Annotated in this window: 17 protein-coding genes; 10 read left to right on the top strand and 7 right to left on the bottom strand. The window is 68.2% G+C overall.

The genetic code is table 11. The features are described 5' to 3' along the window. Positions 1-269 precede the first annotated feature (269 nt). The 4 genes from ACWELJ_RS12920 to ACWELJ_RS12935 are packed head-to-tail and all read left to right on the top strand — an operon-like array spanning position 270 to position 1,827. Entirely contained in the window at positions 270-479 is a 210-nt protein-coding gene (locus tag ACWELJ_RS12920; protein ID WP_452366346.1) for a hypothetical protein, read from the top strand. Then, the gene (locus tag ACWELJ_RS12925) at positions 457-882 is read left to right on the top strand and encodes a roadblock/LC7 domain-containing protein (RefSeq protein ID WP_040857697.1); all 426 of its coding nucleotides are present in this window, start codon (positions 457-459) and stop codon (positions 880-882) included. The genes ACWELJ_RS12920 and ACWELJ_RS12925 overlap by 23 nt, the downstream gene beginning before the upstream one ends. Then, positions 879-1,256, top strand: coding sequence for a DUF742 domain-containing protein (locus ACWELJ_RS12930; RefSeq protein WP_357081734.1), 378 nt, complete (start codon positions 879-881; stop codon positions 1,254-1,256). The genes ACWELJ_RS12925 and ACWELJ_RS12930 overlap by 4 nt, the downstream gene beginning before the upstream one ends. Then, a complete protein-coding gene (locus ACWELJ_RS12935; RefSeq protein ID WP_357081736.1) occupies positions 1,237-1,827 on the top strand; it encodes a GTP-binding protein in 591 nt (196 codons plus the stop codon). The genes ACWELJ_RS12930 and ACWELJ_RS12935 overlap by 20 nt, the downstream gene beginning before the upstream one ends. Before the next feature lie 87 nt (positions 1,828-1,914). Here the strand turns inward: ACWELJ_RS12935 and mtnC are convergent, their stop codons facing one another. From mtnC to mtnA, 3 genes are read right to left on the bottom strand one after another with little or no spacing between them, the layout of a single operon-like run. Further along, complete coding sequence (mtnC, locus tag ACWELJ_RS12940) at positions 1,915-2,598, bottom strand: acireductone synthase (protein WP_452366347.1); 684 nt, start codon at positions 2,596-2,598, stop codon at positions 1,915-1,917. Continuing rightward, positions 2,595-3,173, bottom strand: a complete 579-nt coding sequence (locus ACWELJ_RS12945; RefSeq protein ID WP_452366348.1) for a 1,2-dihydroxy-3-keto-5-methylthiopentene dioxygenase — start codon at positions 3,171-3,173, stop codon at positions 2,595-2,597. Before ACWELJ_RS12945 ends, mtnC begins: the two co-directional genes overlap by 4 nt. Before the next feature lie 33 nt (positions 3,174-3,206). Beyond that, positions 3,207-4,874: an S-methyl-5-thioribose-1-phosphate isomerase gene (mtnA, locus tag ACWELJ_RS12950; protein ID WP_452366349.1), complete on the bottom strand. Its 1,668-nt coding sequence runs from the start codon at positions 4,872-4,874 to the stop codon at positions 3,207-3,209. Positions 4,875-5,086: 212 nt separating this feature from the next. Here mtnA and ACWELJ_RS12955 point away from each other — a divergent pair, with 212 nt between their 5' ends. Both ACWELJ_RS12955 and ACWELJ_RS12960 read left to right on the top strand, forming a co-directional pair. Further along, on the top strand, positions 5,087-5,371 hold the full coding sequence (locus tag ACWELJ_RS12955) for a ribbon-helix-helix domain-containing protein (RefSeq protein WP_357276426.1): 285 nt from the start codon (positions 5,087-5,089) through the stop codon (positions 5,369-5,371). After that, on the top strand, positions 5,368-5,781 hold the full coding sequence (locus ACWELJ_RS12960) for a hypothetical protein (protein ID WP_357081746.1): 414 nt from the start codon (positions 5,368-5,370) through the stop codon (positions 5,779-5,781). Before ACWELJ_RS12955 ends, ACWELJ_RS12960 begins: the two co-directional genes overlap by 4 nt. Positions 5,782-5,817: 36 nt before the next feature. Here the strand turns inward: ACWELJ_RS12960 and ACWELJ_RS12965 are convergent, their stop codons facing one another. After that, positions 5,818-7,062 carry a KasA/KasB family beta-ketoacyl-ACP synthase gene (locus ACWELJ_RS12965; protein WP_452366350.1) on the bottom strand — a complete coding sequence of 415 codons (1,245 nt, stop codon included), beginning with the start codon at positions 7,060-7,062 and terminating at the stop codon, positions 5,818-5,820. 39 nt (positions 7,063-7,101) lie between these two features. On the opposite strand from ACWELJ_RS12965, the gene ACWELJ_RS12970 reads away from it, so the two are divergent. The 3 genes from ACWELJ_RS12970 to ACWELJ_RS12980 all read left to right on the top strand — a co-directional run bounded on the left by ACWELJ_RS12970 (position 7,102) and on the right by ACWELJ_RS12980 (position 9,398). After that, positions 7,102-7,671 (top strand): TetR/AcrR family transcriptional regulator, encoded by a 570-nt coding sequence (locus tag ACWELJ_RS12970; RefSeq protein ID WP_452366351.1) that lies wholly within the window; start codon positions 7,102-7,104, stop codon positions 7,669-7,671. A gap of 265 nt (positions 7,672-7,936) precedes the next feature. Beyond that, the gene (locus ACWELJ_RS12975; RefSeq protein WP_452366352.1) at positions 7,937-8,176 is read left to right on the top strand and encodes a hypothetical protein; all 240 of its coding nucleotides are present in this window, start codon (positions 7,937-7,939) and stop codon (positions 8,174-8,176) included. Between the two features lie 4 nt (positions 8,177-8,180). Continuing rightward, complete coding sequence (locus ACWELJ_RS12980; protein ID WP_452366353.1) at positions 8,181-9,398, top strand: RNA-guided endonuclease InsQ/TnpB family protein; 1,218 nt, start codon at positions 8,181-8,183, stop codon at positions 9,396-9,398. 128 nt (positions 9,399-9,526) lie between these two features. Here the strand turns inward: ACWELJ_RS12980 and ACWELJ_RS12985 are convergent, their stop codons facing one another. Both ACWELJ_RS12985 and ACWELJ_RS12990 read right to left on the bottom strand, forming a co-directional pair. Continuing rightward, positions 9,527-10,066: an NUDIX hydrolase gene (locus ACWELJ_RS12985; RefSeq protein WP_452366354.1), complete on the bottom strand. Its 540-nt coding sequence runs from the start codon at positions 10,064-10,066 to the stop codon at positions 9,527-9,529. Further along, positions 10,063-11,190, bottom strand: a complete 1,128-nt coding sequence (locus tag ACWELJ_RS12990; RefSeq protein ID WP_452366355.1) for a DUF418 domain-containing protein — start codon at positions 11,188-11,190, stop codon at positions 10,063-10,065. The genes ACWELJ_RS12985 and ACWELJ_RS12990 overlap by 4 nt, the downstream gene beginning before the upstream one ends. 118 nt (positions 11,191-11,308) lie before the next feature. Between ACWELJ_RS12990 and ACWELJ_RS12995 the strand changes: the two genes are divergently transcribed. Further along, positions 11,309-11,758, top strand: coding sequence for an SRPBCC family protein (locus tag ACWELJ_RS12995; RefSeq protein ID WP_452366356.1), 450 nt, complete (start codon positions 11,309-11,311; stop codon positions 11,756-11,758). A 3-nt stretch (positions 11,759-11,761) separates the two neighbouring features. On the opposite strand, the gene ACWELJ_RS13000 is transcribed toward ACWELJ_RS12995, so the two are convergent. Next, entirely contained in the window at positions 11,762-11,986 is a 225-nt protein-coding gene (locus tag ACWELJ_RS13000) for a hypothetical protein (RefSeq protein WP_452366357.1), read from the bottom strand. Positions 11,987-12,021 lie beyond the last annotated feature (35 nt).

Here is a 12,021-nt window from a genome sequence, read left to right on the forward strand (position 1 = left end):
GTTCGCGAACGAGCAGAACTGGAAGGACCGCATCGAGGCGGTGGGCGGCCCCAACGCCCGCATCGAGAGCCTCGCCATCAATCGACCCGCCCACCTCGCCGCCGCGGCCCGAACCGCCGCAGCAGCCGCGACTGGACTTGCCGAACGGCGCGGTCCCGCCGGTGGAAAACGGCTTCCGTGCTCGCGAACACGATCGGTCCCATTACACTGGCTCCGACACCCGGCCCGCGCTTCCGCGACGGCACCGGCAGGCAAGTCTCGCACCGGAATTGGCGAAGGAGCAGTCGACCCCCGAGTCGGCGGTCCAGGCCACCCGCACGGCCGAGCAGGCCCGAGACCTTTTCTCCGCCATCGAAAACGGAACCAGGCAGGGCCGGCAGGCCGACCCCGGTTCGTTCGGGCCTGAGTCCCAGGCCTTCTTCGAAGGCACCCAGCAGGAACGACAGGAAGGCGACGGTGACCACCTCAAACGCTGGTGATCTCAACTGGCTACTCGATGATCTGGTCGACCGGCTAGCGGGCGTCCGTCACGCGGTGGTGCACTCCACCGACGGACTGCTGCTGGGCCGCTCATCCGCCATGAGCCGCGAGGACGCGGAGCACTTCGGTGCCATGTCCTCCACCCTCTACGGGCTGGCGCGCAGCGCCGGTGGCCGATTCGACGGCGGCGGCGTCCGCCAGGCGGTCATCGAGCTCGAGCGCGCGGTGCTGTTCGTGACCGCCGCCGGCAGCCACGCCTGCCTCGCGCTGCAGGCCACCGAACAGGCCAACCTGGGCATGGTCGCCTACGAGATGAACCTGACCGTGCAGCGGGTCGGCAACTACCTGTCCACCACACCGCGCCACAACCTGGCCGGACAAGGCAATCCGCGGCTGTCATGAGCGCGGGGCCGGGGGAACAGTGGTTCGATGACGCGGCCGGTCCGCTCGTGCGTCCCTACGCACGGACCGGTGGCCGAACCATGGGTGCTGGGCACGATCTGGACATGCTGACAGTGGTCGTGGTGCCGAACGCGGCCCCGCCACTGCGGCGTGCCGAGCCGGAATACACCGAAATCGTGCGGTTGTGCCGGCTTCCGCTGACCGTGGCCGAGGTCTCGGCCGCCCTGCGGTTGCCACTGGCGGTGACGAAAATCCTGGTGGGGGACCTGATTTCCGACAACATCCTCAAGTTCCGGGCCCCGGCCTCCCCCGAAGCCGCGCCCGGTGACCTCAACATTCTGCGAGCGGTACTCGATGGCATCCGAAAACTTTGATTCCGCCGCGCCCATGGCCGCCTCGGTGAAGATTCTCATCGCGGGCGGTTTCGGCGTGGGCAAGACGACCATGGTGGGGGCGATCAGTGAGATCACTCCGCTGCGCACCGAAGAACTCATCACCGAGTTGTCCGCCGGCGTAGACGATCTGCGCGGGGTGGAAGGCAAGACCACCACCACGGTGGCGCTGGACTTCGGCCGTATCACCATCGACCAGAACCTGGTCCTCTACCTGTTCGGCACCCCCGGACAGGATCGCTTCTGGTTCCTCTGGGACGAGCTGGCCCGCGGCGCGCTGGGCGCGGTCGTGCTGGCCGACACCCGCCGGCTCGAGGGCTCGTTCGCGGCGATCGACTTCTTCGAGCGTCGCGGCGTCGCCTTCACGGTGGCCGTGAACTGCTTCGAGGGCGCACCGCTCTACACCCCGGCCGAGGTGCGCGACGCCCTCGACCTGGACGAGCGAATCCCGGTGCTGCTCTGCGACGCTCGTGATCGCGGCTCGGCCAAGAACGTGCTGATGACGCTGGTCGAGTACCTCATCGAGCGGGCCGCCACCGCCGGGGTGCGCTGAGCGGTAGTCCCGAAGACGAATCGAGCCCATCCGGCGGATGCCGGGCGGGCTCGATGTCTGTTCTGGCCGGTGCCGTTGCGGCGCCGGTCAGTTGGGGACGACGTCCGCGAAATCGCTGACCCAGCGGTGCGGGCCGCGCGGGCTGTTCGGCTCGCCCGGACGGGTCACGCCGATGGCCTGCCAGCCGGCGGCCGTCGCGGCGTCCACCTCGTCCGGGTGATCGGACAGGAACAGGATCTGTTCGGCCGGAACGCCGATGGTGCTCGCGATCTTCTCGTAGGACGCGGCCTCGCGCTTGGGGCCCGCGGTCGACAGGTCGAAGTGTCCGCTGATCAGCGGGGACAGATCGCCGCCGCGGGCGAATTCGAACCAATCCTTCTGGTTGCGAACCGAACCCGACGAGTAGATGTAGAGCTCGAGCCCCCCGTCGCGCCACGCCCGCAGGACCGGGGCGACATCGGGGAAGAACTCGCCGTGCAGCGCGCCGTTGCGGAACCCCTCGGCGCAGATGATGCCCTGGGCGGCCTTGAGCGGCTCGGACTTCACATCGGTGTTGAGCCACTCGATGAGAATCCGGGCCACCTCCGCCGCGTCGGCGTCCGGGCGGTCCGCCTGGACGCGGGTGGCCTCGATGATGGGATCGGCGTCGCCGCCGGTGTTCTCGGCCAGCCAGCCCGGAAGCCGTTCCCGGGTGTAGCCGTAGAGCTCCTCCCGCACCGAACTGGTCGGGCTGGTGGTCCCCTCGATATCGAGCACGACCACCGTGATCATGCCGGGGCCAGCAATTCGTCCAGGGTCGGGAAGCCCGCGGAGATCTTGTCGCCGCTGAAATCGCCGATCCAGCCGTCCTCTTCCTCGAAGAAGCGCACGGCCACGAACTCCGGGCGGGTGCCCATGTCGAACCAGTGCAGCGTGCCCGCGGGCACCGACACCAGATCGCCCGCGGTGCACACCGTCGCCAGCACCTCATGGCCCAGGTGCAGGTAGAAGCAGCCCGCGCCGGCCGCGAAGAAGCGGACCTCGTCCTCGGCGTGGCGGTGCTCGTCGAGGAACTTGGTGCGCGCGGCGACCGCCTTGGCCGGCCATTCCGGGTCGGCGTCATCGGGGTGGATGCGGGCCACGTCGATGAACTTGTAGCGGCCGTCGGCGTTCAATTCGTCGATGCGGCTCTGGTATTCGGCCAGCAGTTCCTCGGTCGTGGTGGCGGCGCTGAAGCCCTCCAGCAGCGGCCAGCGCTCGAAGGTGATGCCGCGCTTGCCCAGCTCGGCGGCGATCACCGCGTCGTCGTCGGTGCGCAGCACGACGTCACCGGCATCGGCGTCGGACATGATCTGCAACAGGGTCATCGGAGGTTCCCTTCTCGGAACGCGGTATTCGTTTCACACATGGTCGCGCACCGGGAGTTCCTGGTGCCCGGTCAAAGTGGTCAGTTCGCACATGGCCTCGAGGCATTCGGCGCGATCGCGGGCCTGCGCCAGCGACGCGCCCCAGGTGGTGATGCCGTGCCCGGCGATGAACAGCACCGGCGGGGCCTCCGGGTGCTCGGTCAGATACTTCTCGATGTCCGCGCCGATCCGCGGGACCTCGGCGTGGTTCGGGAACACCGGGATGTCGATGAGATCCGGGCGGGCCGAGCCCAGACCCTTGATCAGCTCGTATCCGGTGAAACGGGCGGTGGTGACACCGTTTCCGGCGGTCCGGACGGACACCGCCGTGGCGTGCGGCGGGTGCACGTGCACGACCGCGTCCGCACCGCGGGTGCGGTAGACGGCGGTGTGGATGGTGGTCTCCGCCGACGGTTTGCGGCCGGAGTCGTCCACGGGCTTCGAATCGACCACGGCGACGGTCACCATGTCCGAGGCGGTGAGCTCGCCCTTGGACAGCCCGCTCGCGGTGATGACGGCCGTATCGCCCTGGCGCACGGAGATATTGCCCGCGGTGCCCGGCATCCAGCCGCTCGCGTAGAGGCCGCGCGCGATGTCCGCGATCTCGGCGCCCGCGGCGGTGGCCGATCCGGGTGCGGTCGCCGTACCGGCGGCGGTGCGGGCCGCGGACGCGTCCTCGAGCACACCGAACTCGGTGACCACGGCGGTGACCAGCTCGGCCGGGGTGACGTCGAACGCCGGATTGAAGGTGGCCGTGCCCTCGGGAGCCGTTGCGACGCCGCCGAATCCGGTCACCTCGGCGGCCGCGCGCTGCTCCACCACGATGTCGGAGCCGCGCGCGGTGGAGATGTCGCGCGTCGATTCCGGGGCGACCACGATGAACGGAATCCCGTGGTGCGCGGCCGCGATGGCCAGCATGTAGGTGCCGATCTTGTTGGCCACAGCCCCGTCGGCGGTGATCCGGTCCGCGCCCACGACCACCGCGTCCACGCCTTCGGTGGCCATGGCCCAGGCCGCCGCCGAATCGATGGTCAGCCGGTGCGGGATCCCGGCCTCGGCCATCTCCCACGCGGTCAGGCGCGCGCCCTGCAACAGCGGGCGGGTCTCGTCGACGATCACCTCGGCCAGCGCGCCACGCTGATGCAGCACCCGCAGCGCGCCGATCGCGGTCCCCCACGCGGTGGTGGCCAGGCGACCGGTATTGCAGTGGGTGAGCAGCCGCAGCGGGCGGTCCCCGCACAGTCGCTGGATCAGGTCGGCGGCCTCGGTGGCGGCGGCCAGGTTCACCCGGCCGTCCTCGGCCAGCAGTTCCAGCGCCTCGGCCTCGAGCGCCTCGATACCTCCGGCCAGCTTGGTCAGCGTCCGCTGCACCCCCCAGGCCAGGTTCACCGCGGTCGGGCGGGCGGCCGCGACGCGGGCCGCCTCGGCCTCGACGCGCGCGATGTCGAGCACACCGTCGGTGGTGGCGGCCCGCGCCGCGATCACCACGCCGAACGCCCCACACACGCCGATGGCCGGCGCCCCGCGCACGGCGAGGGTCTTGATGGCGTCGATGACCTCGTCGACCGTGGTGATCCGCAGCTCCCGCACCTCATGCGGCAGCGCCCGCTGGTCGATGGTGACAATCGCACCGTCGGCCCACACGATCGAACTCTGATCCATCGAGTTATGTCCTCTTGACTGGAGATTTGCGGTGCTGCCCACGGCGGTGGGCACACTCCACCGTATCGAACCCGGCCCCGGGCCTGACCGGCAGGTTTCCGATCAGGCCGATCCGAATAGCCCGATTTCGTGCGGGATTGCGCCCCCGCGGTTCCGGCGCTCGGCGTGGTGTCAGCTTTTGTCCGCCGCGCATACCGCTTTACTATCGCGGTATGGCGAGACCGCGTCGCACCCGCAAGATCACCGTGACGATGCCCGAGGACATCGCCGCCACTCTCGACGATTGGCGCAGCTCCGGGCGCATCGCTTCGATTTCCGCGTTCGTTGCCGAATCCGTCAAGGCGCGGGTGGACCGCGCCGACTCGCTGGCTCGGCTGGAGAACGCGCTCGGCGGCCGACCGCCGCTGGATCTGATCAATCGCGCCCGGGCGGTGCAGGGCCTGCCACCTTTATCCGATGACGAGGAGGCTCCCGGCGATCACGCCGGCGCGGCATGAGCCCCGCCGCCCCGACCCTGGGCGGCGTCGTCTTCGACACCGCCGCGCTGACCGCCTGGGCCCATCGCGTGGCCTACGTGCAATCGGTGGTGTGGGCGACCGCGGACGCCGGGCACACCATCATCGTCCCGGCCACCGCGCTTGCCGCGGCCCGCGCCCTCATCCCACCCGGGCGCTGGGACATCCTCACGGTGCTGCTGGACCTGCCCAACACCGTCATCCAGCCGCTGGACCGCCCCGCCAGTGATCAGCTGGGCGACACCCTCGCCGATCGGCCCGACGCCGACGCCCTGATTCCCGCCGGGCACGCCACTCTCGAAGCGGTGAGCCGGGATTGGCCGTGCCTGACCGACCGGCCCGACACGCTGCGCAAGCTCGACCCGCGCGTCCAGACCGACAAACTGCCCTGACCTGACTGAATCGCCTTGTACTGAGCGGCTTTCGGCTCAGGCGGGCGCGAGTGCCAGCGTGACGTTGTGGCCGCCGAAGCCGAACGAATTGCTCAGGGCGTACCCCAGCCGCTGATCGCGCGGCTTGTCGGCGACCACATCGAGCTCGATTCCCTGGTCCGGATTCTCGAAATTCAGTGTGGGCGGCACGATCTGCTCGGCGAGCGTGCGCAGCGTCAGGATCGCCTCCAGTGCCCCGACCGCACCGATCGAATGGCCCAGCGCCGATTTGGGCGCGTACACCGAGGCGTGCGGCGTCACGGCCGTGATGGCCTTCGCCTCCGAGGCGTCACCGATCGGCGTGCCGGTGGCGTGCGCGTTGACGTGGTCGACGTCCGTGCCGGTCAACCCGGCCGTCGCGAGCGCCTTGCGCATGGCGCGGGCCGCGCCGTCGCCGTCGGGCGCCGTGCCGGTGATGTGGTAGCCGTCCGAGGTGATGCCCGCGCCCAGCACCCGGCCGAGCACCCGCGCGCCCCGCGCTCGCGCGTGCTCGGCCGACTCCAGCACCAGCAGCGCCCCCGCCTCGCCGAAGACGAAGCCGTCGCGGTCCCGGTCGAAAGGCCGTGAGGCGCGCTCGGGTTCGTCATTGCGGGTGCTCATGGCGCGCATCATGGCGAAACTCGCGATCGGCACCGCGTCGATATGACCCTCCACACCGCCCGCGACCACCACATCCGCCTCCCCGGTGGCGATCAACCGCCACGCGTGCGCGATGGCCTCCGCGCCCGACGCGCAGGCCGAAACGGGCGCGTACACGCCACCTTTCGCGCCGATCTCCAGGCCGACCGTGGCGGCCGGACCATTCGGCATGACCATCGGCACCGTCATGGGCGGCACCTTCCGGTAGCCCCCGGTCTTCATCAGATCCACGGCGCCGATGAGAGCCTCCCCGCCGCCGAGCCCGGTGCCCACGGCGACCGCCAGCCGTTCCGCCTCGACCGCGGGCGCCCCGGCGTCCTGCCACACCTGCCGTCCCAGCACCAGCGCCAGCTGCTGCACGAACGACATCCGCCGCTGCTCGATCCGCGTCAGCCGCTCCCCCGGCTGGGTCACCAGTCGCCCGCCGATCCGCACCGGCAGCTCGTAGGCCGTGACGAAATCGTCGGTGAGCGCGCCGATTCCGCTGTCCCCCGCCAGCAGTCGTGACCAGGTCGCCTCGAGGTCCGCGCCGAGGCAGGTGGTCGCGGCCATCGCCGTCACCACGACATCCCGGCGCGTTTCTGTACCAATCGCTACACTCATGCCGACATGAATACCTGTAGCACCCGCTACAGTCAACCCGTGCCCCGCCCACTCGACCATGCCCGCCGCGCCCAGCTGCTCGAGGGCGTCATCGCCTACATCGCCGACCACGGCCTCGCCGAACTCTCCCTGCGCCCCCTGGCCGACTACCTGGGCACCAGCTCCCGCATGCTCATCCACTACTTCGGCACCAAAGAGGCAATGCTGGTCGCCGCCTTGGAAACCCAGCGCCCCGACATCGCCGCCCTCTTCTTGGGTGTCGAGTCCGTCGAGGTCCTTCACGAGCGTCTCGCAGCTTCCTTTGCGATCAATACGGCCGGCCGGTTCGCGAACAGCCTCCCCGTCCTATTGCAGGTCCTCGGGGCCGCTAGCGTTCCCAGCAGTCCCTTCAAGCCCTACGCGATCGATGCGATCCAGGTCCTCATCACGGCAATGACGGAGTCCCTCAGCCGAATCGATCCGACTCTCCCCGACCCCGAGGCCTCCGCCACCCTTCTCATCTCCGGCATGCGTGGCCTGATCCAAGACTGGTGGGTCACAGGTGACACCCCCCGAGTCCATCGGGCGGTGGAACTCCTCATAGCCCAGGCCATACCGGCCCAGACGTGAAGCGTCCGGATCGTCCCGTGCTATTTCGGGATGTGACCAACGGCCTGACGCCCCCTGTCAAGTGCGGCTGCCAGCGATCGAAGCGATTGCTTGTGTGGGCGGGGCGATCCGCTCGGCGAGGATGCGCAGCGTGCGGCTTGGCCTCCAAGCCTGCGAGATACGGGCCGCTCAGCGAGGAAGAAGAGGGGCTCAAAAATTCTGAAAAGATAAGCGAGATAGGACAATTCGGGTTCCTTGGATGATCATGCAACGGTAGAATTAGCACATGGATTCGAATGGGGTGAAACTCGATCAGTGCGGCATCGCGGATCTAGTGGCCGCGGTGGCGACCCTGTCGGATTCGATTCGGAGCGGGCGGATGGCTCGGTTCTCCGACAGCGACGTGCTGGCGTTGATGCGGCAGCTGGAAACCTGCAAGCGGCAACTGTCGGCACTGGATACACGGTTGATCATCGAGGCTGGGGAACGCTCGGTAACGGTCGTCGAGCAGCAGAGGACGCGGTAGCGGCGTGTTGACCGGACGGAAGTATCGCCTCGAACTCACTGTGGAGCAGGCCGAGTTCGCCGAGACTATCGGCGGGGTGTGTCGGTCGGTGTGGAACACCGGGTTGGAGCAGCGGCGCGAGTTTCGCCGACGGGGCGGATGGATCAACTACGTACAGCAGGCCGCTCAGCTCGCCGAAGCGAAAACCGACCACGAATGGCTGAAGGTGGCCCCATCCGACGTTCTTCAGCAGGCGCTCATGGATCTCGACCGGGCGTGCCGCGCGCACGGCACGTGGAAGGTGCGATGGCGGTCGGGTCGGCGGTGGTCGCCGTCGTTCCGGTTCCCCGCCGGCAAGTCAATCAAGGTCGAGCGGCTCGGGAAGAAATGGGGTCGCGCCAAGCTGCCGAAATTCGGGTGGGTGCGGTTCCGGTGGTCACGGGTCCTCGGCGGTACGGTGCGCTCGGCTACCGTCCGCCGTGACGGAAAGCATTGGTATATCTCATTTCTAGTCGACGATGGCCGGACCACGCCCGACGCTCATGCCAGTACTTCCGCGGTCGGGGTGGATCGTGGCGTGACGGTCGCGCTCGCCTGCTCCGACGCGACAATGTGGAACCGTCAATTCCACAACCCCCGGGAGGCCACCCGGTATCTGGTGCTGCAGAAGAAACTTGCCCGGCAAAATAAGAGCTCGGTGAACCGGCGCAAGACCATTACGGCGATGCGTCTGGTCCGCCGCCGCGAACGCGATCGCCGTAAAGACTTCGTGTCCTGGACCGCGAATCGGCTCGCCACCCGGCACGGTCTCGTCGCGATCGAGAACCTCAAAACCCGCAACATGACGGCTTCGGCGAAGGGAACTACGGAGCAGCCGGGCCGTAATGTCAGACGGAAGGCCCGGTTGAATCGGTCGATCCTTGACAAAGGCTGGCACATGTTCGAGCTGGCCCTGATTAACGTGGCCCGATACACCGGTGCCACGATCGTGAAAGTCTCTGCCGCGTACACCTCGCAACGCTGCTCGGCGTGCCGTGCTGTGGACCCGCAATCCCGTGAGAGCCAAGCGGTATTCCGGTGCACCACCTGTGGACACACCGAGAACGCGGATGTGAACGCGGCGAAGAATATACTGGCCGACGGGCTGTCGGTGTCTGCCTGTGGAGACCTCGGGGTCACCCGGTCCGGGAAACAGGAACCAGCAGGGAAACCGCGAGGGACAACCTGCCCGACCGCCGCCTAAGTGCGGTTGGAATCCCCCGGCTTCGGCCGTGGGAGGACGTCAACATGGACTGGTGGATCACACACACACCACCCCGTCCGTCGCGAGCGCGCCGTCGGTCTCCGGGCGAAACAGGCTGTGCCGGCTCGTTAATCGGTGCCCTGCGGCCGGTGCAGTTCCACAGCCAGCCGCAGCAGTTCGGGTACGTGCGGACCGTCCGTGGCGGCGTGGAGCATCGCCTCGGGCATCCTGAACGTTCGGACCTCCAGAATGCGTTCGGCGTTATCGGGATTGGTGGGTTCGCCTGCGAGCGTCACCTCGGCGGTGCACCATAGCCACGCCTTGTGCGGATGGGGTTGCCACGGGCGGTACGGCGCAGGGCGGTCCGTCGTCGCATAATGGGCCCCGATTTGCCGGATGGGACCGGAGAGTTCGGCACCCGCCTCTTCGGCGAGTTCGCGGATGACGCAGGACTCGATGGATTCCGCGGCCTCGCGGGTGCCGCCAGGCAGGATCCAGACGTCGCGGTCATCGCGGCACAGGACGATGCGGTCCCCGACGAAACACACGACATGGATATTGGTGACCAGGTCATCGGGTGGCAGCTCGGTCGAGAACTGGACGTCGAGCCCACCCCACTCCCAGCGGGCGGGGGCGTGCAGCAGTGGATAACGCTCGGCGGAGGTCATGACTCGACGGTACGGGGGCTGGTGCGTAAGCGGGTGGGGCCGTAGGTGATTGCGCGGAGCAGGTATTCGATCGGGCCGTAGCGGTGATGCCGGGTCCAGGGGGAGGCGAGGGCCAATTGCGCGGCGTAGAGAACGACCGCTAGAGACAGCACCGTCCAGTCCGACAAGCGGCCCGCCAGGGCGAAACCGTAGCCGGTGAAGATCAGCGACGTGATCAGCGATTGGCCGATGTAGACGGTGGCGGCGATCCGGCCGGCGGGTGCGAAGACATCGGTCACCCGGGGATGGTCGTGGATGATCCGCAAGAGCGTCGCCCCGTAGGCCGCGGCCACCAGCGGACCAGCGATCACCGAGAGACCCGCCAGTGGCAGCCAGTGCGTCATTGCAGCGAGTGCGGAAATCGGCAGTCCGATACCGAAACCGATCCACTGCGCACGGGGCAGCCACGGCAGATACCGCGCCGGCGATTCGAGCAGCCGCGCCTTGCCCGCGGCGAGGCCGACGAGGAACAGCGGCAGGACATTGAACAGACCGAACAGCAGGAAGGTCGGCAGCCGATCCGTAAACAACTCCCACCGCCACACGGCAGCGGTCCGCCAGCCTGCCCGCGCGATATCGAGCAGTCGTTCGCGTTCCGTGGCGGAGACACCGACGTCCTGCCCGGCGACCGCCATCACCGCGATGATCAGCGTGCCGATCCCGTACAGGGCTGCCGCGACCTGGAGCGCGCCCCGCGGCCGCAGCCGGCCCAGCGCGAGCAACACCAGCCCGATCGCCCCATAGCCGAACAACACATCACCGGTGAAGAAGAACACCGCGTGCGCCACCCCGATGGCCATCAGTGCGATGCACCGTCGCACGGTGCGCCCGCGCCCGCTCGCCCCCGCCCGTACGGCCGATCGGAACTGCATCGTCAGCGAATAGCCGAACAGAAACGAGAACAACACATAGAACTTGTTGTGGAACAACGCCTCCGACACCGTCATCGCGGCGCCGGGCACGAATCCGCTCGGGTCCGACATGATCTCGATATTGACCAGCAGGATTCCGCCGAGGGCGAATCCGCGCAGTGCGTCGAGTTCCCGCAGCCTCGGTACCTTCGGTATGGCCCGCTCGTCCGTCATGCCCGGACCGTACGATCGCCGCGCGGTCGCCGGGATCCCCCGCTGGGGTGAGACCGCGCTCCCGCCACGGAGTGAGACCCACCCCACCTTCTAGAACTGGTTTCAGTATTGTTCCCCCATGGCCTTCGTCATCGACAAAAGCGTGGAGATCGACGCACCCGCCGAGCTGGTATGGCAGGTGCTCACCGATGTGGACAAGTACGGGGAATGGAATCCCTTCGTCCTGGAGTGCAAGACCACCCTGGAACCCGGCTCGCCGATCGACATGCGGGTGCAGCTGGTCGGCCCGCCCAAGCAGCAGCGTGAATTCATCCGCTCCTGCACCCCGGGGCGCGAGTTCAGCTACAACATGAAGCCGGCGCCGCTCGGTGTGCTCAGCAGCGAACGTTCGCACCTGATCACCGATCTCGGCGACGGCCGCACCCGCTACGACTCGCACTTCCAGCTCAACGGCCCGCTGTCGGTGGTGGTCGGCGGCCTGCTCGGCGGGGCGCTGCGCAAGGGCTTCACCGGCATGACCGACGCCGTCAAGACGCGCGCCGAGGGCCTGAAAGCCGTGCGCGACTAGCGTTCACGCCTCGAACGGCACCACATTGCCGGCGGCGTCGCGGCCACCGCTCTCGCTCGCGATAGCGGTGGCCAGGTCCTGCACGCTGTCCCAGCTGCGCGGCTCCTCGTCCTCCAGATTTCCGATGGTGTACCAGGTGGCGGTGCCGCGATAACGCACCAGCCCGTGCCCCGAGTAGTCCAGCGTCACATCGAGATCCCCGGAGACCGTTCCCTCTTCCCGGGTCATGACGGCTGCCTCGCTCTGGATTTCGACGATGGCGA

The sequence above is a fragment of the Nocardia sp. NPDC004582 genome (genome assembly GCF_053602115.1).